The 23421-nt window shown below is 52.0% G+C and carries 17 protein-coding genes and 2 rRNA genes; 6 read left to right on the top strand and 13 right to left on the bottom strand.

What is annotated here, in order from left to right; all coding sequences use genetic code 11:
- Positions 1-70: 70 nt before the first annotated feature.
- The 5 genes from G163CM_RS21705 to G163CM_RS21685 form a co-directional block, all read right to left on the bottom strand.
- Positions 71-2978: ribosomal RNA gene (locus tag G163CM_RS21705) — 23S ribosomal RNA — on the bottom strand.
- 204 nt (positions 2979-3182) lie between these two features.
- A 16S ribosomal RNA gene (locus tag G163CM_RS21700) occupies positions 3183-4724 on the bottom strand.
- The 16S and 23S rRNA genes sit together here, the layout of an rRNA operon.
- A gap of 435 nt (positions 4725-5159) precedes the next feature.
- On the bottom strand, positions 5160-6341 hold the full coding sequence (locus G163CM_RS21695) for a cyanate transporter (protein ID WP_274707223.1): 1182 nt from the start codon (positions 6339-6341) through the stop codon (positions 5160-5162).
- Positions 6342-6389: 48 nt separating this feature from the next.
- The gene (gene cynS / locus G163CM_RS21690; protein ID WP_231826252.1) at positions 6390-6860 is read right to left on the bottom strand and encodes a cyanase; all 471 of its coding nucleotides are present in this window, start codon (positions 6858-6860) and stop codon (positions 6390-6392) included.
- A 29-nt stretch (positions 6861-6889) separates the two neighbouring features.
- Positions 6890-7549, bottom strand: a complete 660-nt coding sequence (locus G163CM_RS21685) for a carbonic anhydrase (protein ID WP_231826251.1) — start codon at positions 7547-7549, stop codon at positions 6890-6892.
- Between the two features lie 109 nt (positions 7550-7658).
- Between G163CM_RS21685 and cynR the strand changes: the two genes are divergently transcribed.
- Positions 7659-8546: a transcriptional regulator CynR gene (cynR, locus tag G163CM_RS21680; protein ID WP_015963035.1), complete on the top strand. Its 888-nt coding sequence runs from the start codon at positions 7659-7661 to the stop codon at positions 8544-8546.
- A gap of 59 nt (positions 8547-8605) precedes the next feature.
- The gene (locus tag G163CM_RS21675; protein WP_231826250.1) at positions 8606-9223 is read left to right on the top strand and encodes a DUF2238 domain-containing protein; all 618 of its coding nucleotides are present in this window, start codon (positions 8606-8608) and stop codon (positions 9221-9223) included.
- 83 nt (positions 9224-9306) lie between these two features.
- Here the strand turns inward: G163CM_RS21675 and G163CM_RS21670 are convergent, their stop codons facing one another.
- A complete protein-coding gene (locus tag G163CM_RS21670; protein ID WP_231826249.1) occupies positions 9307-10314 on the bottom strand; it encodes a DUF1202 family protein in 1008 nt (335 codons plus the stop codon).
- A gap of 700 nt (positions 10315-11014) precedes the next feature.
- Between G163CM_RS21670 and G163CM_RS21665 the strand changes: the two genes are divergently transcribed.
- The 4 genes from G163CM_RS21665 to G163CM_RS21650 all read left to right on the top strand — a co-directional run bounded on the left by G163CM_RS21665 (position 11015) and on the right by G163CM_RS21650 (position 16010).
- Positions 11015-11650: a fimbrial protein gene (locus G163CM_RS21665; RefSeq protein ID WP_231826248.1), complete on the top strand. Its 636-nt coding sequence runs from the start codon at positions 11015-11017 to the stop codon at positions 11648-11650.
- Between the two features lie 89 nt (positions 11651-11739).
- Complete coding sequence (locus G163CM_RS21660) at positions 11740-12444, top strand: fimbrial biogenesis chaperone (RefSeq protein WP_231826247.1); 705 nt, start codon at positions 11740-11742, stop codon at positions 12442-12444.
- A gap of 69 nt (positions 12445-12513) precedes the next feature.
- Positions 12514-15030 (top strand): fimbria/pilus outer membrane usher protein, encoded by a 2517-nt coding sequence (locus G163CM_RS21655; RefSeq protein ID WP_231826246.1) that lies wholly within the window; start codon positions 12514-12516, stop codon positions 15028-15030.
- Entirely contained in the window at positions 15027-16010 is a 984-nt protein-coding gene (locus G163CM_RS21650; RefSeq protein ID WP_231826245.1) for a fimbrial protein, read from the top strand. Before G163CM_RS21655 ends, G163CM_RS21650 begins: the two co-directional genes overlap by 4 nt.
- Position 16011: 1 nt before the next feature.
- Here G163CM_RS21650 and nikR read toward each other — a convergent pair whose 3' ends face one another.
- The 7 genes from nikR to gss form a co-directional block, all read right to left on the bottom strand.
- Complete coding sequence (gene nikR, locus G163CM_RS21645; protein ID WP_231826244.1) at positions 16012-16410, bottom strand: nickel-responsive transcriptional regulator NikR; 399 nt, start codon at positions 16408-16410, stop codon at positions 16012-16014.
- Between the two features lie 4 nt (positions 16411-16414).
- The gene (gene nikE, locus G163CM_RS21640) at positions 16415-17221 is read right to left on the bottom strand and encodes a nickel import ATP-binding protein NikE (protein ID WP_231826243.1); all 807 of its coding nucleotides are present in this window, start codon (positions 17219-17221) and stop codon (positions 16415-16417) included.
- Positions 17218-17982, bottom strand: a complete 765-nt coding sequence (nikD, locus tag G163CM_RS21635) for a nickel import ATP-binding protein NikD (RefSeq protein WP_231826242.1) — start codon at positions 17980-17982, stop codon at positions 17218-17220. Before nikD ends, nikE begins: the two co-directional genes overlap by 4 nt.
- Entirely contained in the window at positions 17982-18815 is an 834-nt protein-coding gene (nikC, locus tag G163CM_RS21630) for a nickel ABC transporter permease subunit NikC (protein WP_001008963.1), read from the bottom strand. The genes nikD and nikC overlap by 1 nt, the downstream gene beginning before the upstream one ends.
- A complete protein-coding gene (nikB, locus tag G163CM_RS21625; protein WP_149465012.1) occupies positions 18812-19756 on the bottom strand; it encodes a nickel ABC transporter permease subunit NikB in 945 nt (314 codons plus the stop codon). Before nikB ends, nikC begins: the two co-directional genes overlap by 4 nt.
- Positions 19756-21333: a nickel ABC transporter substrate-binding protein gene (gene nikA / locus G163CM_RS21620; RefSeq protein ID WP_231828408.1), complete on the bottom strand. Its 1578-nt coding sequence runs from the start codon at positions 21331-21333 to the stop codon at positions 19756-19758. Before nikA ends, nikB begins: the two co-directional genes overlap by 1 nt.
- A gap of 174 nt (positions 21334-21507) precedes the next feature.
- Positions 21508-23361 carry a bifunctional glutathionylspermidine amidase/synthase gene (gene gss / locus G163CM_RS21615; RefSeq protein ID WP_231826241.1) on the bottom strand — a complete coding sequence of 618 codons (1854 nt, stop codon included), beginning with the start codon at positions 23359-23361 and terminating at the stop codon, positions 21508-21510.
- Positions 23362-23421: the final 60 nt, after the last annotated feature.

Below are 23421 nucleotides of genomic sequence, written 5' to 3'. Positions count from 1 at the left end.
CGCCGGTCAATTTAATCTGTCATCAAGCTTACTTATCGATGTCTCTTCGCCAAAACATCTTCGGCGTTGTAAGGTTAAGCCTCACGGTTCATTAGTACTGGTTAGCTCAATGCATCGCTGCACTTACACACCCAGCCTATCAACGTCGTCGTCTTCAACGTTCCTTCAGGACTCTTAAAGAGTCAGGGAGAACTCATCTCGGGGCAAGTTTCGTGCTTAGATGCTTTCAGCACTTATCTCTTCCGCATGTAGCTACCGGGCAATGCCATTGGCATGACAACCCGAACACCAGTGATGCGTCCACTCCGGTCCTCTCGTACTAGGAGCAGCCCCCCTCAATTCTCCAGCGCCCACGGCAGATAGGGACCGAACTGTCTCACGACGTTCTAAACCCAGCTCGCGTACCACTTTAAATGGCGAACAGCCATACCCTTGGGACCTACTTCAGCCCCAGGATGTGATGAGCCGACATCGAGGTGCCAAACACCGCCGTCGATATGAACTCTTGGGCGGTATCAGCCTGTTATCCCCGGAGTACCTTTTATCCGTTGAGCGATGGCCCTTCCATTCAGAACCACCGGATCACTATGACCTGCTTTCGCACCTGCTCGCGCCGTCACGCTCGCAGTCAAGCTAGCTTATGCCATTGCACTAACCTCCTGATGTCCGACCAGGATTAGCTAACCTTCGTGCTCCTCCGTTACTCTTTGGGAGGAGACCGCCCCAGTCAAACTACCCACCAGACACTGTCCGCAACCCGGATCACGGGTCTACGTTAGAACATCAAACATTAAAGGGTGGTATTTCAAGGTTGGCTCCATGCAGACTGGCGTCCACACTTCAAAGCCTCCCACCTATCCTACACATCAAGGCTCAATGTTCAGTGTCAAGCTATAGTAAAGGTTCACGGGGTCTTTCCGTCTTGCCGCGGGTACACTGCATCTTCACAGCGAGTTCAATTTCACTGAGTCTCGGGTGGAGACAGCCTGGCCATCATTACGCCATTCGTGCAGGTCGGAACTTACCCGACAAGGAATTTCGCTACCTTAGGACCGTTATAGTTACGGCCGCCGTTTACCGGGGCTTCGATCAAGAGCTTCGCGTTGCCGCTAACCCCATCAATTAACCTTCCGGCACCGGGCAGGCGTCACACCGTATACGTCCACTTTCGTGTTTGCACAGTGCTGTGTTTTTAATAAACAGTTGCAGCCAGCTGGTATCTTCGACTGATTTCAGCTCCATGAGTAAATCACTTCACCTACATATCAGCGTGCCTTCTCCCGAAGTTACGGCACCATTTTGCCTAGTTCCTTCACCCGAGTTCTCTCAAGCGCCTTGGTATTCTCTACCTGACCACCTGTGTCGGTTTGGGGTACGATTCAATGTTACCTATAGCTTAGAGGCTTTTCCTGGAAGCAGGGCATTTGTTACTTCAGCACCGTAGTGCCTCGTCATCACGTCTCAGTGTTAAAAGAAGTCCGGATTTACCTAAACCTCCCACCTACACGCTTAAACCGGGACAACCGTCGCCCGGCCAACATAGCCTTCTCCGTCCCCCCTTCGCAGTAACACCAAGTACAGGAATATTAACCTGTTTCCCATCGACTACGCCTTTCGGCCTCGCCTTAGGGGTCGACTCACCCTGCCCCGATTAACGTTGGACAGGAACCCTTGGTCTTCCGGCGTGCGGGTTTTTCACCCGCATTATCGTTACTTATGTCAGCATTCGCACTTCTGATACCTCCAGCAAACCTCACAGTTCACCTTCAACGGCTTACAGAACGCTCCCCTACCCAACAACGCATAAGCGTCGCTGCCGCAGCTTCGGTGCACAGTTTAGCCCCGTTACATCTTCCGCGCAGGCCGACTCGACCAGTGAGCTATTACGCTTTCTTTAAATGATGGCTGCTTCTAAGCCAACATCCTGGCTGTCTGAGCCTTCCCACATCGTTTCCCACTTAACTGTGACTTTGGGACCTTAGCTGGCGGTCTGGGTTGTTTCCCTCTTCACGACGGACGTTAGCACCCGCCGTGTGTCTCCCGTGATAACATTCTTCGGTATTCGTAGTTTGCATCGGGTTGGTAAGTCGGGATGACCCCCTAGCCGAAACAGTGCTCTACCCCCGAAGATGAGTTCACGAGGCGCTACCTAAATAGCTTTCGGGGAGAACCAGCTATCTCCCGGTTTGATTGGCCTTTCACCCCCAGCCACAAGTCATCCGCTAATTTTTCAACATTAGTCGGTTCGGTCCTCCAGTTAGTGTTACCCAACCTTCAACCTGCCCATGGCTAGATCACCGGGTTTCGGGTCTATACCCTGCAACTTAACGCCCAGTTAAGACTCGGTTTCCCTTCGGCTCCCCTATTCGGTTAACCTTGCTACAGAATATAAGTCGCTGACCCATTATACAAAAGGTACGCAGTCACCTAACAAGTAGGCTCCCACTGCTTGTACGTACACGGTTTCAGGTTCTTTTTCACTCCCCTCGCCGGGGTTCTTTTCGCCTTTCCCTCACGGTACTGGTTCACTATCGGTCAGTCAGGAGTATTTAGCCTTGGAGGATGGTCCCCCCATATTCAGACAGGATACCACGTGTCCCGCCCTACTCTTCGAGTTCACAACATGTGCATTTTGGTGTACGGGACTTTCACCCTGTATCGTGCGACTTTCCAGACGCTTCCACTAACACACATGCTGATTCAGACTCTGGGCTGCTCCCCGTTCGCTCGCCGCTACTGGGGGAATCTCGGTTGATTTCTTTTCCTCGGGGTACTTAGATGTTTCAGTTCCCCCGGTTCGCTTCATTACGCTATGTATTCACGTAATGATAGTGTGACGAATCACACTGGGTTTCCCCATTCGGAAATCGCCGGTTATAACGGTTCATATCACCTTACCGACGCTTATCGCAGATTAGCACGTCCTTCATCGCCTCTGACTGCCAGGGCATCCACCGTGTACGCTTAGTCGCTTAACCTCACAACCCGAAGATGTTTCGTAAAACACCATCGTGTTGCGAAAATTTGAGAGACTCGAACACACTTAAAGTGTGTCGTTTCAATTTTCAGCTTGATCCAGATTTTTAAAGAGCAAAACTTCTTAATGCACTCGAAAGTACATTCAGAAGTTCATCATTTATCAGACAATTTGTGTGAGCACTTCAAGGAACGGTTCTTTAAGGTAAGGAGGTGATCCAACCGCAGGTTCCCCTACGGTTACCTTGTTACGACTTCACCCCAGTCATGAATCACAAAGTGGTAAGCGCCCTCCCGAAGGTTAAGCTACCTACTTCTTTTGCAACCCACTCCCATGGTGTGACGGGCGGTGTGTACAAGGCCCGGGAACGTATTCACCGTAGCATTCTGATCTACGATTACTAGCGATTCCGACTTCATGGAGTCGAGTTGCAGACTCCAATCCGGACTACGACATACTTTATGAGGTCCGCTTGCTCTCGCGAGGTCGCTTCTCTTTGTATATGCCATTGTAGCACGTGTGTAGCCCTACTCGTAAGGGCCATGATGACTTGACGTCATCCCCACCTTCCTCCAGTTTATCACTGGCAGTCTCCTTTGAGTTCCCGGCCGAACCGCTGGCAACAAAGGATAAGGGTTGCGCTCGTTGCGGGACTTAACCCAACATTTCACAACACGAGCTGACGACAGCCATGCAGCACCTGTCTCACGGTTCCCGAAGGCACCAATTCATCTCTGAAAAGTTCCGTGGATGTCAAGAGTAGGTAAGGTTCTTCGCGTTGCATCGAATTAAACCACATGCTCCACCGCTTGTGCGGGCCCCCGTCAATTCATTTGAGTTTTAACCTTGCGGCCGTACTCCCCAGGCGGTCGACTTAACGCGTTAGCTCCGGAAGCCACGCCTCAAGGGCACAACCTCCAAGTCGACATCGTTTACAGCGTGGACTACCAGGGTATCTAATCCTGTTTGCTCCCCACGCTTTCGCACCTGAGCGTCAGTCTTCGTCCAGGGGGCCGCCTTCGCCACCGGTATTCCTCCAGATCTCTACGCATTTCACCGCTACACCTGGAATTCTACCCCCCTCTACGAGACTCAAGCTTGCCAGTTTCAAATGCAGTTCCCAGGTTGAGCCCGGGGATTTCACATCTGACTTAACAAACCGCCTGCGTGCGCTTTACGCCCAGTAATTCCGATTAACGCTTGCACCCTCCGTATTACCGCGGCTGCTGGCACGGAGTTAGCCGGTGCTTCTTCTGCGAGTAACGTCAATTGCTGTGGTTATTAACCACAACACCTTCCTCCTCGCTGAAAGTACTTTACAACCCGAAGGCCTTCTTCATACACGCGGCATGGCTGCATCAGGCTTGCGCCCATTGTGCAATATTCCCCACTGCTGCCTCCCGTAGGAGTCTGGACCGTGTCTCAGTTCCAGTGTGGCTGGTCATCCTCTCAGACCAGCTAGGGATCGTCGCCTAGGTGAGCCGTTACCCCACCTACTAGCTAATCCCATCTGGGCACATCCGATGGCAAGAGGCCCGAAGGTCCCCCTCTTTGGTCTTGCGACGTTATGCGGTATTAGCTACCGTTTCCAGTAGTTATCCCCCTCCATCAGGCAGTTTCCCAGACATTACTCACCCGTCCGCCACTCGTCAGCAAAGCAGCAAGCTGCTTTCTGTTACCGTTCGACTTGCATGTGTTAGGCCTGCCGCCAGCGTTCAATCTGAGCCATGATCAAACTCTTCAATTTAAGTTTGATGCTCGTGAATTAAACTTCGTAATGAATTACGTGTTCACTCAGAGACTTGGTATTCATTTATCGTCTTGCGACGTTAAGAATCCGTATCATTGAGTGCCCACACAGATTGTCTGATAAATTGTTAAAGAGCAGTGCAACGCGGCGTGAAGCTCACCGTTGCGAGGTGCGCATAATACGCTTTCCTCTTTCAGAGTCAACCCTGATTTTCAGGATTTTTCTCTTCAACCGAAGCGGCTGTTAGTGTGAAGTGATTCACATCTGCCGTGTCAGTGGGAGCGCATTATAGGGAGTTACGCCGAACCTGCAACCCCTAATTTGCAGCTAATTCACTGACTGCTGCATTCCACAGCAAAACCCCGCCTTATACCCACTTAACCACAGAGTTATCCACAAAGAAGTGCATTTTGCTGAATAACAGACACAGCCCTACTCTGTTGCAGCCCACTCCTGCGGATAGCGTGACGGGACAAAACGCAGCGTCAGCAGCATTAATCCGACAACACAGCACGCATGAAATACCCAATCGACGACAAAATCCCCGCTCAGGCTACGCAATATCCCAGAAAGATAGGGAGACAGTCCGGCGATAATAAAACCGATCCCCTGCATAAACGCCACCAGCTTTCCGGAAATAACCGGATGCCCGGCATGATCGAGCGCCAGCACCAGGCAAAGCGGGAAAGCACCACCAAGACCTACTCCACACGCGATCGCCCACAGCACTGAAAGATGTGCCGGCCAGAGAATAAAGCCGAGGAAACCTATCATTTGCAAGGCCAGCGCCAGCAGCAGCAATCGCCGCCGATCCTCATGCCGTGCCAGCATAGGTAGCAGCAGCGCGCCCGCCGTTTGTCCGACGGTCATCAACGCCAGCAGCGTACCGCTAAACTGTGCGCTATTTCCCAGTTGCATATAATAAGGAGGTAACCAGGCAATCAGGCTGCCATAGCCGCCATTAATCACGCCAAAATAGAGCCCCAGGGTCCACGCGCGGGGATTGCGGATGATACGAATTGCGCTCTGTGCGTTTCGTTGGCCTGTCTCTGGGGAAAGTCGGCTCTGCGGCCACCAGCCAATTAAGGCGATAATTGCAGGCACCGCCCACCACGCCAGTGAGCTGTGCCAGATTTCACTCTGACCCGCGATCCACGGCGTTAACGCCGCGCCCAAGCCACCGCCGCCCATCAATGCAGCAGACCAGAGTCCCATAACCTGCGGCATACGACGTTGAAACTGGCGCTTGATAACCGTTGGCATCACAACCTGAATAACACCAATGCCGATTCCCCCCAGCAGCGCGCTACTCAGCAGCACGACGCTGTGAGGCGCCAGCTCGCGTAGCAGCGCTCCGATGATGATCATCAACAGACCGATCGCTACGCTATCACGCTCGCGAATATGACGAGTGATCCAGCCCCCCGCCAACGCCAGTCCGCCCATCGCGACCATCGGTAATGCGGTAAGAAGGGAAGCCACGGTAAAACTCATGCCGCTGGCAGCGCGTAATTGCGGGAGTAAAGGCCCAATCGACGTGAGTAACGGACGCATATTCAGGCCAATCAGCACCAACACCAGGAGCATCAAACCCGCACGAGAAGATTGATTCATATTGTTCTTTGAGCCCGGCGCGGATCACGCGCCAGGCTTTACTCAGGTTTAGAAAGGTTTTGTCGGCAGATATTTGCCATCAAGCGTGATCACCGCGCGTTCACCGCCTTCCGGGTCAGCCACTTTTTGGACATCCAGTTTGAAGTTAATGGCGCTGATAATGCCGTCGCCAAATTTCTCATGCACCAGCACCTTCAGCGTAGAGCCATAGACCTGCAGGATTTCATAGAAGCGATAAATGGTCGGATCAGTGGGTACGCGATCGTCAATACTTCCGCGCAGTGGGATCATTTGCAGAAGCAGCACCGCATCTTCATCCAGTGAGAGCTTTTCACCGACCAGGCGCGCCGCATCAGCCGGCAGTGCATGCTGCCCCAGTAAGGCTGCGGTAACAAAAGCTTCAGATAACCCCGTACCATCGGTGAGTTGTGCAAAGGTCAGATCTTTTTTCGCTTTGATAAGCAGAATCTGGTCAGCCAGACTGAGGCGAATATCGCGGTTAATTTGTGCGTGGATCATGATGGAACCTCCTGTATAGAGAGAAAAAATTAAGCTGCGGTGAGGCTGCGAAGCGGCATCGCGCAGGTATTTGGATTTTCGGCAAGCGAGACAAACTGCCCGCTGGCACCGTGGTAAGCGGCAATATCGCCACGTTCGATGTCGTAAACCCAGCCGTGCAATGCCATCCGCCCCTCTTCCAGCGCCAGGCGTACTGACGGGTGAGTCTGAATATTGGCCAGCTGTGCAATGACGTTCTCACGCACCATTGAGGCGGTTTTCGCCTGCAATGAAATATGTGCGCGTGATTCATTCACCACGCGGGCTGAATCGGCGTAGCGCAGCCAGTGGCTGACGGCGGGCATACTGTCCAGACAATGGCATCCGGCGATGGCCGTCATGGCCCCGCAGTCAGAGTGACCACATATAACAATGTCTTTCACTTTTAAAACCGACACGGCGTACTCCACCGAGGCGGTGACGCCTCCCGGCTCCGGGCCATAAGAAGGAACAATATTGCCCGCGTTACGGATGACAAACAGATCGCCAGGCTCACGCTGCGTTACCAGCTCCGGCACCAGGCGGCTGTCTGAACACGAGATAAAAAGGGCGCGTGGGTTTTGCTGGTTTGCCAGCGTTCTGAAAAGGTCGGCGCGTTCTGGAAAGACGCTGCGCTGAAATTTCAAAAAGCCATCAATAATCTCTTTCACGATTGTTCCTCTGTCTCACTATGGAATGGACACAGGCTACTCGCTACGTTCCATAAGATAAAAGACTCATTTATAATAAAGTCTATTGGTAATACTTATGGGAAAGATGATGCTGTTACGACATATTCACTACTTTTTGGCCGTCGCTGAGCATCGCGGCTTTACCCGTGCCGCCACGGCGCTTCACGTTTCGCAGCCCGCGCTTTCTCAGCAAATCAGACAGCTTGAAGAGTCACTTGGCGCGCAACTGTTCGATCGCAGTGGTCGCCATATTCAGCTCACCGATGCTGGCGAAGCCTGGTTGGGTTACGCAAAAAATGCGCTGAGATCGCTGGAAGAGGGAAAGCGGGCAATTCATGACGTTGAGGATTTGAGCCGTGGCTCACTGCGTGTCGCCGTTACCCCCACGTTTACGTCGTGGCTTATCGGGCCGCTAATGGCGAGGTTTTACGCGCGCTATCCCAATATCACCCTTGCGTTACAGGAGATGTCGCAGGAAAAAATGGAAGAGCTGCTGCTCAACGATGAACTGGATATCGGCATCGCGTTTGATGATGTTCATTCGGCGGACATTGACGCACTACCGCTACTGAAGGAATCCCTTGCGTTGGTGGTGTCCGAAAGCCATCCTCTGGCGCAACAGGCGAGCGTTGCGTTATCGCATCTGAATAATGAACGACTCGTTTTACTGAGCGAAGAATTTGCTACCCGCGAACAAATTGATCGCTATTGCCGCCAAAGAGATCTGCATCCGCAGATAGTAATCGAAGCAAACTCTATCAATGCCATTCTGGAACTGGTGCGCCGCACAACGCTCGCCACCCTGCTTCCATCGCCAATCGCCGCGCAAAATGAGGGATTAAAAGCGGTTTCACTGACGCCGCAGCTGCTGGAACGAACCGCCGCGCTGATGCTACGCAAAGGCGCGTGGAGAACGGCCGCCGTGAAGGCATTTACGGCAATGGCGCAGGAAGTGACGAAAACGTACACCCGATAACATTGAATTTCGCACGCCAGCAGGCGATAGTGCTTTTTTGACTGAGACAGAAGACGAGTATGACATCCACCGCACTCTCATCGACACTCAAAGGCGGCGCGCTGATCCTGTTGCTTGCCCTGATTTACACCGGCCTCTTTACCGCTGACTGCACAACCTGGCTCATGGAGGTCACCCCGGTCATTATCATTGTGCCGCTGCTATTGGCCACGCATCGCCGCTACCCGCTGACGCCCCTCCTTTATACGCTTATCTTTTTCCACGCGCTTATTCTGATCGGCGGCGGCATGTACACCTACGCCAAAGTGCCCATCGGCTTCGACGTGCAGGAGATGTTTAACCTGAGCCGCAATCCTTACGACAAACTGGGCCACTTTTTCCAGGGGCTGGTTCCGGCACTGGCGGCGCGAGAGATTTTACTGCGCGGTGGCTACGTGCGCGGGCGTAAAATGGTCGGTTTTCTGGTCTGCTGTATCGCTTTGGCCATCAGTGCAGCCTATGAATTGATCGAGTGGTGGGCGGCGCTGGCAATGGGCCAGGGCGCGGATGACTTTCTGGGGACTCAGGGCGATCCGTGGGATACGCAATCAGACATGTTTTGCGCCCTTCTCGGGGCATTAACCACGGTATTGCTGCTTGGTCGTTATCATCAGCGCCAGCTAATGCGCTTACTGTAATATTCAGAACCCGCCTGACCGGCGGGTTCTGGAAGTTGCGCCATGACGCTCATGCAACAGTTGAATAAGACTACGAAGAATAATCAATCAACTTTATTTTTTTGTAATTTATCGGAGAACTCCAGCCAATTCTCATACTGGTAATTGATATTGCGAACTTCATTACTAATTTCAAACTTTTGCTGTTCAAGGCTACGTTTTTTGGCCGTTAACGCCTGGAACCCCTCGTCGAGTGATTTTACTTTTGCACTAATTTTATCATTTAACGCATTGATTTTAATCGAATACTCTTCTCGGTACGTTTCAAGAACTTTTCTTTTTTCTGCTCGAATGTCATCAAAATCACTGGGGCGATATTTATTTAACTTTTCTCTTCTAGCTTTCATCGCAGGCTCAAACACTTCCTCATTATATTTCCTTTCGAAAACATAGGGAGCATAGATTTTATTAAACTCTTCTTTTTCCTTGCTTATTTCACGAACAGTCACATATCTGGAATGAATGGCACCACTTTCAGACCGCCCCCAATAACCATCTATTTCACTGGAAACTTTTAAAATATCGTTTGTGATATCCTCTGACTTCTTATTAAGCTCATCGACTTTATTTTTCTTTCCGAGAAACTCTTTTTCTATTGTTTTGATTTTATCATCAAAGCCTGAGCTACCAGCAATAATATATTTACTGTTAGAAGCTATGTCGCGGATGGGCTTACCCTCTGGATTAACAGACATTTGCAGGGATGAAAACCGTGTACTCCACCCGGTATCTTTTGTCCCAACACTGTTTATCGTCGCAGAAAATTTTATATCCTGTCCTTTATCCCAGGATTTCTTCACCACGACGTGATTATCCAAAGACGCAACTGTCTTATACAAATCATACGTCATCAACAGAGTACCATCGGCAGCATAAACACGGTTGTTACCATTTACGGATGTTTCTTTTACCTCTATTTTATCCAGCATCAAAAGACCATTATACTGCTTACTCACTTGTTCTTTTAATACTTCATCCGTAGGCGTGTTGTTGTCTCCACATCCGCTAAGAAAAAATGAGAATAATACGCCACAAAAAATCTTTCCATTCATAACACTCACCAATAAATTAAATAATAAAAAGACCACTTTTGTTAAAGTCACACAACAGCATGGGAAAAACAATCTCTACCCTTTCTTTTACCATGCTCACTACATGATACTGCCCTGAATGTCACTTTTATCATCAGTCAATCAAATAAAAAATAACAACCCCATTAACTTAAGATATAAATAACAAGCCATCTTACTCAAAGAGTCATTTAGATAACATATGAATAGAAGAGGCACTTCTGAATGGATGGTATCGTTCGGGTATTTATGTAAACCGCTCTTCCAGTAATGCTAAAAATGAAAACTACCATCGCAGAAATTACAGCAACCACCTGACAAGGCATTCACTTTCGGCTGTAATTTGTCATACCAATAAAGTTTACATATCTGGTCCATAAAAAAGAGAGCAAGCGCACATTACAAACCGTCATTCAATATCATCAGCCCTGTGTTTCACTCACTAAAATTGCCGCCAGTTCAATAGAGTCATACTATTTTGTCACCAAAACCGGCGGAAAATACGAAAAAGGTATTAGATGCAATACCGCTTCGGTTGCCCACTATTAGCGGGCAGCATTCATCGCAGGAGAGATTAAATAATCCTGTCGGGTTATTTAATCCCTGAAGAGAGGAAGCTGTGCACGTCTTTATCATTGTAATTCGAATGTCCTACTAAACAACACAGTAACAGGATACGCACATGAAAAAGATATATCTGGGTTTGATGGTTACCGCGGCTTTATTGGGTGGCAGTGTGGCAGCATATGCAGGCGATGATGTAGTGGAGTCAGCGGGTTATCACCCAGGTGGTGGTGGTGGTGATGACACAACCACCGGCACGGGGGGGACGCTGTTATTTGATGGTGATGTATATACCGGATCGTGCAAAATTAAAGTTGTTGGCGTGAAAGATGGCAGCAATACTATTTATCTGAACTCTGTTCGTACTTCAGCCCTTTCAACAAAAGGCGATCTGGTTAACCGCACTGACTTCAGTATCAATCTGAAAGACTGCGGTGACCCGGATGGAAAACATGGTACCTTCACACGTAAAGTGAAATGGACCGGTTCTTCCGGCCTCTACGGCTCTGGCAACCCTGGCTATCTGAAAAATACAGATAATACAGGCGCCGCTAACGTAGCCTTCGCGCTGACTAACCCTGGTAGTAATTCAATTATCAAACCCGGGTCTGACGCGGGTAAAGCTCGTGATCTCAACGATGGCACCTGGGATGTCTACAAATACCAGGTTAGCTACGTGAGCCCAGCCGGTAGCGGCAACCCAACGGGTGGTCACGTTTCTGCAAACGCAACCTATCAGATTTTCTACGAGTAATATCCAAAAAAGTGGCGGTACGCCGCCACTTTTATTTCATGTACAAAAGCAATGACAATAAGATGATATAAAAATGCATGAGGGTGATTATGAAATTCGTTGCTGCACTCAGTGGATTATTATTATCAATTCCTGCCTTCGCCGATAGTATTATCGTCAATGGAACACGTTTCATATATAAAGAAAATGATAAAGAAGTGACAGTTCAATTATCTAATACTGCTGACCGCCCCTCATTGGCCCAGGTTTGGCTCGATGACGGGGATCCTGAAGCCACACCAGATAAAATATCTACACCATTTATTATTAATCCTCCCGTTTCACGCATCGACCCACATAGCGGTCAGGTTATTCGTATTAAACTGAACCCTGGTAGCCGCCTCTCGCAAACAAAAGAATCGATCTGGTGGCTTAATGTGCTGGATATACCTGGCTCATCTAAGGCTGATAAAGCCCCAGAAGGCGCAGGTCTTTTTAAAATGGCAGTCCGTTCCCGGTTTAAGCTCATTTATCGCCCAGACTCACTCTCCGGTCGGTCATCAGCAATAGAAAAAATCAAACTGCAACCTGCTGGCAGTTCATTAACAATGACGAATCCAACGCCATTCTATATTACGGTCGCCACCATTAGTCCAGACGGTGGTGAACCTATTAATTTAGATGCCGTCATGCTTGCACCACAATCATCACAAACCATTTCTTTGCGGCAAACTGTCCACACTGGAGAGAAGTTGATGCTGGAAGAGATTAATGACTACGGTGCACTAGCAAAAAGTAAAGCGACTGCGGGTTAATGCCAACGTTTTATAACAAACAGGCACCGGCAACAGCCGGAGAATTCTCTTTTTTCAGGGCGGAATCTCATGGAGCATTGGCGAGTCACAGCCTGGCAGGTTGGCGGTCTGATGACCCTATTCTGTCTTGGGTCCGGCTTTTGTCGTGCTGAACAATCAGGCACTGGTGAGGGCGCAACGGATTATGAATTTGATAATAGTTTTATCGTGGGTAGCCAACAGCAAGCCAGCCTGAAACGATTTGATGCGCTGGCCTTCAAACCAGGCGTTTACTCGGTAGACGTTTACACCAATGAAAGCTGGAAAGGTCGTTATGACGTTCACGTTGATCGCACCACCGATGGTAAGCCATTGATTTGCTATACCAAAGAGATGCTTGAGAACTTCGGTCTCTCACCTGAAAAACTCAATTCGACGAAAAGTAGTGATGAGAAATTTTGTGGCACACTTGCCGATTGGAATAGCGAACCTGCGCTTAAGGATACCTTCAGCGCATCGGCCATGCGTCTCGATTTTAGCGTACCGCAGCAACTCACCGACGGTAGCGGCGGCAGCTATATTCCGCCCCAATTCTGGGATCAAGGAGTGCCGGGTCTCAATCTGGGCTATACCGCCAACTATTATAATATTCTTAAATCAGATAGTGATGATAAGGGGGCCAGCGCTTACCTCGGGATCAACGCAGGTCTTTCAGCTCTGGGATGGCAACTACGTCATTCCGGAAACTATACCTGGGATGAAAATAGCGGTGAAAATAAATGGACCAGTAACCAAACTTATTTACGCCGTCCGATAGCGCCAATGAAATCTGTGTTAACTATGGGGCAGTTCAATACTAACGGGACCTTCTTTGACACCATTCGTCTGCTGGGTGGAAGCTTACAGACTGACGATTTAATGTTCTCTGATAATATGCGTAGCTACGCCCCTGTAGTAAATGGTGTTGCACAAACTAACGCCCTTGTCACGGTCCGCCAGGACGGCAATATCATTTACCAAACCACCGTCACGCCCGGCCCCTTTAGCTTAACGGATGTCTATCCAGCAGGAACAGGTAACGATCTTATTGTAACCTTGCAAGAAGCTGACGGTCGAACATCAACCTGGTCAATCCCTTACGATTCCGTTGTTCAACTGCTACATCCCGGGATGGCATTGTATGGTGTTGCCGCAGGTCAGGTAGACGAAGATGACCTGCACGACAAACCTACACTCGGTCAGGCGAATTTCCAGTACGGATTAAATAATACGCTTACCCTATATTCCGCATTAACTGGATTTAATGACTATCAGGCAGGACAAATTGGGACAGGTATCAATACCGGAATAGGTGCACTGGGTTTCGATATCACTCAAGCCCGAACAAAATTACCGAATAGTTCCAGCTCCGGCCAAGAATATCGCGCAACATTTAGCCGTATGTTCGGGGTGTCACAAACCAGTGTAAACATTCAGGGATGGGTTAATAGTTCCGATAACTACTACTCACTGCGCGACGCCATCTATGCGCGGGATGATCAGATGCGGGGCATTATTAGCAGCAATATTCGGCAAAAAAGCGGGGTGAGTTACTCTATAAATCAGCAATTCCCGGATCCCTGGGGAGCGCTGTATCTCAACGGCTCTATCACTCGTTACTGGAACTACTCCGGTAAAGAGCAGCAATACTCGTTAGGCTACAGCAACAACTGGGGAAATCTTAGTTGGTCTGTCACCGTGCAACGCACCTATTCCAATGAAACGGACAGCACGGATGATAACGGCACAACATCATCCCGACGCATCAAAGAAGATATGATTTTTCTGAGCTTTAGTTATCCGCTGTTCCAGAGCGAAAACAGTTCAGTCGCCCTTTCTTCAAACACGCAATTTAAAGATTCCTCCTTTGATCGCAGCCAGTTAGGGGTCAATGGTTCCGTTGGTGAGGATCATGCGCTTACCTGGGGGGTCAACAGTAACGTCGATAAAGATGGAAGCTATACCACCAGCGTTAACGGTGGATATATCTTCCCTAAAATCGATCTCTCCGGCAGTTATAGCTACGGGCGACGCTACCAGCAAACGTCAGCGTCTGCCGAAGGCTCTATCGTAGCAATCCCTGGCGAAGTGATTTTAACATCGACAACCGGCACGACACTGGCCGTTGTCGAGGCGAAAGATGCCGCGGGGGCCAGCATTGTAGGCGCCCCAACATGGGTTGATAACGATGGCTATGCTGTTGTCTCCTCACTGCAACCCTATCGTGTGAACAACATTGAAATCGACCCGAAAGGGATTGATGAAGATGTCCAATTCTCCAGCACCGAGGCGCGAACGGTACCTTATGAAGGCAGTATCGTAAAAGTCGTCTTCAATACCCGTCGCGAAAAAACGCGTATCTTTATTGCCCGTCAGGGTAATGGTATGCCGCTGCCATTCGGGTCCGAAATCACCGACGGACGAGGGAAGTCACTCGGTTTCGTCGGCCAGGGCAGCACGCTTTATATCACCGGGGATAACGTGAAAAACGCCTGGGTACGCTGGGATGGAGGGCAGTGCCAGGTGGTACTGCCGGTCAGAGGCTCACAACAGTTGAGGTGCTTATGAATCGGCACAAACAATGGTGGATGGCGGGATTATTACTCACATGCGGCGTTGCCCACGCCAACTGTCAATTGAGTTCAGGGAACACCACCGCTACACCTTTCTACATGGATATTGGCCGGGTAATGGTACATCCTCAAACGCCGCCAGGAACCGTTATTGCCAGTCGTAGCTGGCCACTTCGTGATAACCGTGCACAACTGTTGTGTAATGGTTCTCAAACATTAGAAGCGCAAGTCATCGCAGCGGGCAGTCGTCAGAATGGTAATCAAATCTGGTCGACTAACATTCCTGGGATCGGGCTACGCTTTACCCTACAACGTCAGGCTCAACAGGTTGTCTATCCGGGTAAACTCAATGTCGGAGGTAAAGGGGATAACAGCGTTTCGCTGCGTGATTTAACATTCAAACTGGATGTCGTAAAAACTGCCGATCTTGTCGGTAGTGGAGCCGTGAGTGCCGGACAATATACGACCTTCGGCAGTGGCAACAATGTATTGTTAACTACATGGATGCGAGAGAACTCACTGATCGTGGTAGCGCCGTCTTGTCGTATTATGAGCAATAATAACTTTCGTATAAATTTAGGCACCATTCCACTTACCGCCCTCAAGGGGCAAGGAACCGGTGCGGGCGGCAGAAATTTTGCGATCCGTATGCAATGTGCGGGCAGCGTTAGCATCTCTGGTACACATGTGAATATGACTTTTGACGGAAATACCCCCGATGGCATCTCGCCAGCACTGGGAGTGATTCGTAATGAAAGTCGCAGTAATAGCGCAGCCGTTGGAATCGGTGTTCAATTAATGGACGAAACTCGTCGCCCGGTACCTTTCCGCCAGGCAAGCCATGTCGCTACGTTGAACAGTTCGCCGCTTCAATTCCTGAACTTGCGCTATTTCGCTCGCTTTTATCAGTATCAACAAAAAGCCTCTGCCGGGAGCGTCACCGGACATATGGTATTTCGTGTGAGTTATAACTAACTCACTCTTCCGGCAGGCACTGTAAATGCCCATGCCGCACGCCGCGCTGGGCGATAACGTCATCGGCAAAATGTTGCACGTCGCCCATGTCACCTTTCAGCACGGCGATTTCCAGACAGTCGTCGTGGTTGATATGCACATGCAGCGTGGCGACCGAGAGATCGTGGTGATGGTGCTGGGTGGAGACAATGCGGCTGGCTAAGTCACGTTTTTCGTGTTCATACACATACGACAGCACCGCGAAACCTTGTGTGCCGTGCTGCTGGGTCGTTTCCTGCGCCAGCGCATCTCGCAGAATATCGCGAATCGCCTCTGAGCGGTTGTTATAACCACGACGCTGGCTCAGGCTGTCCAGCGTCTCCAGTAAATCGTCATCAAGGGTGATGGTGACTCGTTGCATAGACTTAAACCTTTTCTGTGGCGCGACGGCGCACGGGAAATGCGGGTAATACCGCGTTTTGAAGCACACGTCCGGCCTCAGAAGAAAAAGTTAATTTCTCTCCCACCGCCTGGGTTTCGACGATTTGTCCGTTGTCCATCACCATCACTCGCTGGCAAAAGCGTTCTACAAGACGTAAGTCGTGGGTGATGAACAGGCAGGCGGTGCCAAACTGTTGTTGTAGCTTTTTCAGCAGGCGAATGACGCCCGCCTGTAACACGAGATCAAGGTTAGAAACGGCTTCATCCAGAATCAGTAGTTTCGGTTCGACCGCCAGCGCGCGAGCCAGGCAGACGCGCTGGAGCTGACCGCCGCTTAACTGCGGTGGGCGTTTGTCTAGAACGCTGTCATCGAGATCGACCGCCTTCAGCATTTCGCTGGCGCGCGCCAGTTGTTCGGATTTTTTCAGCGATAGCAGGTGGCGCATCGGTTCACGCAGGATCTCGCGCACGGTTTTGCGTGGATTCACGGCGCTGATGGAGTCCTGAAACACCATCTGAATATCGCGACGGAATGCTTTACGTTGCGCGCGATTAAGTTTCGCCAGCGGTTCGCCACGCCAGCTAATATTTCCTTGTGAGGGCGATTCTAAACCTACCAATAGCCGCGCGAGGGTGCTTTTCCCGCAGCCGCTGCGCCCCAGCAGAGCGACAGTTTCACCGCTTTTCAGGGTCAGGGAAACGTTATTCAGCACCGCCTGATGCTGATGTTTTCCGCTAAATCCACCGTGCGCATAGTGATGGGAAAGGTCGCAGACGTTAAGTAAGGTCATGATGCCAGCTCCATACCATAAAGGGCGAGGTGAGCGGAAACCAGGCTGCGCGTCACCGCATGTTGAGGGGCGTTAAACAGCGTTTCGACATCGCCCTGTTCGACAATCCTACCGTCAGACATTACCGCCACGTCATCCGCCAGACGCGCCACCACACCCATATCATGGGTCACCAGCAGCATTCCCGGCGCTTGTTTTTGCATAATGCTTTCCAGCAGATCGAGGATGCGCGCTTGTGCCACCACATCAAGGTCGGTGGTCGGCTCATCGGCAATGATAAACGGCGATTCGCACAGCACCGCCATCGCAATCATCATGCGTTGCAACATGCCGCCGCTCATCTCGAACGGGTATAGCTTCAGCACACGCGGAGCGTTTTCCAGCCCCACCGCTTCTAAGGCAGCGGTAAGCGTGGCATCGTCGGCGGGTTTCCCTAACGCCAGACAGGTTTCCCGCGCGTGGGTGTGCATGGTGTGCAGCGGATTAAAGGCGCTGCGCGGGTTCTGCATGATGGTGGCAATTTTGATGCCGCGCAGGGCGCAGGGCGAAACCGGTTTGCCATCGGCTAAAATTTCCCCCGCCGTCTGGCGAACGCCTGCGGGCAAAATGCCCAGCGCCGCGGCGCAGGTCAGTGATTTCCCGCTGCCGCTACCGCCGACTAACGCCAGCACGCGCCCGCGATGCAGGGTTAACGATACGTCGTGCACCAGCGGCTGTGCGGCCTGTAGCGCGATATTACGTAGTTCAATCTGTTGCGGCATTAGTGTGCGTGCTCCGTCACCAGATGAGGATCCAGATGATCGCGCAGTGCGTCACCCACCAGGTTAAAGGCCATCACGCTGATAAACAGCGCCAGCCCCGGCCAGAACATTTGCAGCGGCTGGGTCCAGATATACTGACGCGCGTCGTTAATCATCACGCCCCACTCGGCGGTCGGCGCGGTCACACCGAGGCCGAGGAAGGACATCCCCGCGACGTGCAGCATCATATGGCCGATATCCAGCGTTGCCAGCACCAGCAGCGAAGGGATCACCGCGCCCGCCAGATGATCGACAAACACCCGTACATGGCCCGCGCCGGAAAGCCGTGACGCCAGCACAAACTCGCGCTGGCGAAGCGAAATCACCAGGCTTCGCACCATGCGCGCGTACCACGCCCAGTGCGACAGGGCGATGGCGATAATCACGTTGGTCAGCCCGGTTCCGAGCACGCCGACCATAAAGAACGACAGAATCGAGGTCGGGAAGGTCATAAACATATCGGCGACGCGCATGGTGGCCTGATCAACGCGCCCGCCAATCAGTCCGGCGCTGCCGCCAATAACCAGCCCTAATGTCAGTACCAGCAGCAGGCAGGCCATTACCGAGCCGAGCGACACGCGGGTCGCCGCCATCAGCCGCGAGAAAATATCGCGCCCTAAGTGATCGGTGCCCAGCCAGTGCTGCGCATCCGGTGAAAGCAGGCGCGACGGCAAATCAATCGCCTGGGGGTCGTACGGCAGCCACCACTGGCTGGTAAGCGCAATCAGTGCCAGCAGGGCGATAATGATCAGCGCCAGGCGTACCGACCAGCGGGAAGAGAGGAAAAAGTTCACGCGTGCGCTCCTTCATGACGGCGAATGCGCGGGTCCAGCGCGGCGTTGAGCAAATCGACAATCAAATTACAGACCACAAAAACCACCACCATCATCAGCGTAAAGCACTGGATCACCGGATAGTCACGGTTGAAAATCGCCGACACCGCATAGCGCCCGACGCCCGGCCAGGCAAAGATGTTTTCGATAATCATCGTCCCGCCAATCAGTTCGCCGATGTGCATCCCCACGGCGGTAATCATCGGCAGCGAGGCATTGCGCAGAATATGGCGACGTTCGGTCTGTTTGTCGTTCAGGCCGCGTAGCCGCGCCCAGGTGACGTGACGCTGACCGGCGACGTCCAGCATACTGGCGCGCAGCAAACGCGCGTTAATCGCCAGCGACATAAAGGCGATGGAAACCGCAGGCAAAATAATGTGCTGCCAGCCGCCGTAGCCCATCGCGGGCAGCCATTGCAGATAGACCGAGAAGAACATCACCAGCAAAAACGCCAACCAGAAGTTGGGCATCGATACACCAAGAAACGCGATAAAGCGCACGGCGAAATCCGGCAAACGATCGCGGTGGCGCGCCGCCCAGATGCCGAGCGGCACGGAGGTGAGCAGAATTAACACCAGCGCCGCGCCCGCCAGTTCCAGCGTGGCGGGCAGGAAGGTCAGCATATCGTCCAGCACCGGGCGCTGCGTGGCAAACGAGATGCCGAAATCAAGATGCAGCGCCTTCCACAACCAGGTTCCGTACTGTACATACAGCGGCTGATCCAGCCCGAGCATGGTGCGGGTAGAAGCCAGCATCTCCGGCGTCGGCGGCAGGTTAGACAGACGCAGATAATCGAGCGCCGGGTCGCCGGTGCCGAGGCGCAGCATCAGAAAAATGATCACCGAGGCGGAAAGCACCATCGGGATCAGCAGCAGCACGCGGCGTAATACGTAACGCAACATCAGGGTTTCACCGGGTTAATCTGTTCAAAAGGAATGTCGCTGGTGATGGGCGCGTAGGGGATTTTGCCCAGTTCAGGTTTCGCCACCACCATCATCGACACATAACTAATCGGCAGATAGACCGCGTCGCTATGCAGGCGCGTCAAAATATCGCGGTAAAGCGCCTGGCGTTTTGTTTCGTCCGTGGTTTCCAGCACCTCGCCAATCTCTTTATCAATCAGCGGCTTGTCCGCTAATCCTTGTTGCGCCTGGAAATCAGCGTGAGACGGCACGCGCATCGAACTTAAAAACGCATGCGGATCGTAAGGCGCGCCCCAGGTGCGGTTGAAAATCATGCCGAAGCGACCGTCGCGCTGGCGGGCGTAAATACTGCTCTCTTCTTCGCCAATCAGGGCGACATCAACACCAATCTGGCGCATATCGGCCTGAATAATTTCGGCCATCGATTTACTTAACGCATCGGTACCAATGAACGACAGTTCAATGCGCAGCGGCTGACCGTTTTTCTCGCGGATGTCTTTGCCTGCGGGCAGCGTCCAGCCTGCTTTCTCCAGCAGATTTTTCGCCAGTTGCGGATCGTACTGGCGCGCTTTCAGTTTGAGATCGGCATAAGGTACGGTCGGCGCAAAAAGCGTATCCGCCACCTGCTGCGTGCCATAAAGCACGTTGTCGATCAGGGATTTTTTATTCACCGCATGATTGAGCGCTTCGCGCACCGCCAGCTCGTTGGTCGGCGCTTTGGCGGAGTTCAGCGCCAGCATTACTGTTTCAATAGGCTGAGAAAGCTGAGTACGGTAAGCCGGGTTGTGGCTAAAACGCTCAAAGGTATCGAGCGGCAATAACCCTTCGTTGCCGTAAAGAAGATCGATATCGCCGGTTTCAAACGCCACCGCGCGGGTGGTCGGGTCCGGGATCACTTTAATGGTTATCTTGTTAATCGCCGGTTTTTCGCCCCAGTAGTTTTCGTTGCGGACGAAGACATCGTACTGATTCAGTTTCGATTCTTTCAGCACCCATGGCCCCGTGCCGATGGGCGCTTTAATCCCGCGCAGGGTCTCGTTATCTTTAAACTGCGACGGGGCGATAAAACGGAAAGGTCGGGGTAACGCCAGTTCTTGCAGGAAGGGGTAATAGGCGCTTTTCAGCGTGATTTGCAGCTCGGTTTTATTCAGCGCTTTCACATCGACAATCTGATTTACCAGTTCAAGCCAGGCATGACGCTGACGGTTATCGAGCACCACGCGGAAGTTTTCTGCCGCCGCCTCTGCATCAAACGGTTCACCATTGGAAAATTTCACGTCATCGCGCAGGGTGAAGGTCCAGATCTTGCCATCATCCGAATGCGTCCAGCTTTTTGCCAGCCAGGGTTTTACCGATCCGTCGGCCTGATATTTCACCAGCGGTTCATAGACCATGCTCTGGGCAAACATCTGATTCGGCGTATAAAGATGCGGATTAAGCGGCCCGACGTTAACCGGCCAGGCGGTGGTGATTTCATCTGGCGCAGCGGCGTGTGCGAAAAACGAGGCACAGGTCAGCAGCGCAATGAGCGTGCGACGGAGAATGGACAAAACGATGACCTTCAGTGAAAAGGAGTAAGACTAAGTGAGTATGATGATTTTAAGGATTCATCATACGTTTGGGCTGTGCTGGATCAATTTATGCGCCGAATTGACGGAAGGGTTCAATATTGTGTCGTGATGCTCGCAGGTAAAAAAAGCGGAGCCCGTTGCAGGCTCCGCTTCGATTTATTACCGCTCAATTACCACCAGCGGTTCGATATCGCTCTCTTTCTTAATCACCAGCGACGTATCGCCGCGCAGGCAGGTCCCGCCGTAGTTGCCGCCGACGGTAAAGGTACACACCTGAATGTATTTCCCGGCGACGTTCGGCAGACACCACAACTGCTGGTAGATATTTTTGCGGTCGACAAACTTACCGCTGGTTTGATCGAGAAGCTGATCGTGCCCGCTCACCAGGTCAATGTTGCTGCCGCAGCGCCCGGAGATCGGTTTCACCGCATAGCCGGTTTTAGCCAGCGCATCGGTCACTTCAAAATCGGTGTCGAGCAGATACGGATGATTCGGGAACAGCGACCACAGTACCGGCAGAATCGCTTTGTTGCCCGGAATCACCGTCCACAGCGGTTCGAAGACCATCACTTCCGGGCGCAGCAGCACGTCAATCAAGCGCACCTCGCCCGCCGGGCTGCCGGTGCGAATCGGCACCGCCGCATACTCGGCATCGCTCACTTCACGCACCTGTTCAATGGCGGTTTCCCACGCCCAGGTTTTCCATACGCAGTTTACCAGTCGCCCTTCGTCATCCACCAGCTGACCCGCGGCATCCCAGTGCACCTCTTCCAGGCCGTGGAGAATTTTGCACTCAAACCCAGCCTGCGTGATGGCACGCTGCATAAACTGCGCGTGGTAATCCTCTTCCAGATCTTTATCCTGCATGATGTGAACAAACGGACGCGCCGAACTGTGTTTCCACGCGCCAATCAGTTCGCTGAGCAGTTCATCTGAAGGGTTATGGCCTTTGCCCTCAAAGCCGGTTTTAAGCCACTGTTCGAGGATTAACCCGCCTTCCGTATGGCAGGATGCGGAGTCGGCGTTGTATTCGTACACCTTCAGACCGCGTTCATCCATGCAGAAATCCATGCGCCCGGTGATCATGTCGTGGCGGCGACGCTGCCAGGAGAGACGCAGACGCGGCCAGAGAATTTTCGGGATATCAAACAGCGCCAGCAGGTTATCGTCACGCATCACTTTGTCGGTGGCGTGCAGATACATCAGGTGCATTTCGTTGGTGGCTTTAATCAGCTCCTGTTCAGCGCTTTCCGTCATGGTGAAGTACTGATACGGGTCCTGATTGATCACATGACCATTTGCAGCGACGTACGCTTTCTGCAACGGATCCTGTTCGTTGAGCCATTTACCGTCGAACTGACCGCGATTTTCCAGCCGCGCGCCCTGCAAATTCAGCGCTTTACTGGCAATTGTTGGTTGCGGCAGGCTGTATTCGGTATCGGCGGTTTGGATCATCCAGCCCAGAATGGTGGTGTCGTCAAACGTATCATGAAGGATGTAATGGCCGTCTTTCACTTCCAGCGTCAGCTCGCGCGTCCACTGCTGGCCCGCAGGCAGAGGCGAGTGGATAACGTTCTGTTCTGCAATGCGCACTTTATTGCCGACCAGTTGGGTGATGACCGCGACGTGGCCGGTTTCATGGAATTCACCGCCCTTCTGCCAGATGAGCAGCGAACCCGCTTTCGGCGCGCGGCGCGAACCATTGGCAAATGCCTGCAACGGCAGAATGTCGTCATTCACTACCTGGCGCAAAAAGCGCAGAGAGAAGATTTCATAGGCCATGCCGACGTCGGTGAAAACAAAACCGTAGGTCAGGAACAGGAAGCGGCGCGCGAATTCCACGCATTGCCACTTGTAGCCCATGTACTCGTTATCGATATAGCTACGGAACGAGACATCATCCGCCCGCTCTTCGGGCTTCAGGCTGCTGTAATTTGAAGAATAGATGGCGACGCCACCCGGTGCATATCCCAACAACGTGCCAAACGGCGCGTCACTACTCGAACAACTCATGTGTCTTCCTCAGAGCATGCAGGCGGCGAGTAATAGCGGGTGTGGTCGTCCCTGCACGTT

It is taken from the genome of Pseudocitrobacter corydidari (assembly GCF_021172065.1).
GTDB classification, from domain to species: Bacteria; Pseudomonadota; Gammaproteobacteria; order Enterobacterales; family Enterobacteriaceae; genus Pseudocitrobacter; species Pseudocitrobacter corydidari.
This window is presented reverse-complemented; position numbering and strand designations above follow the sequence as displayed.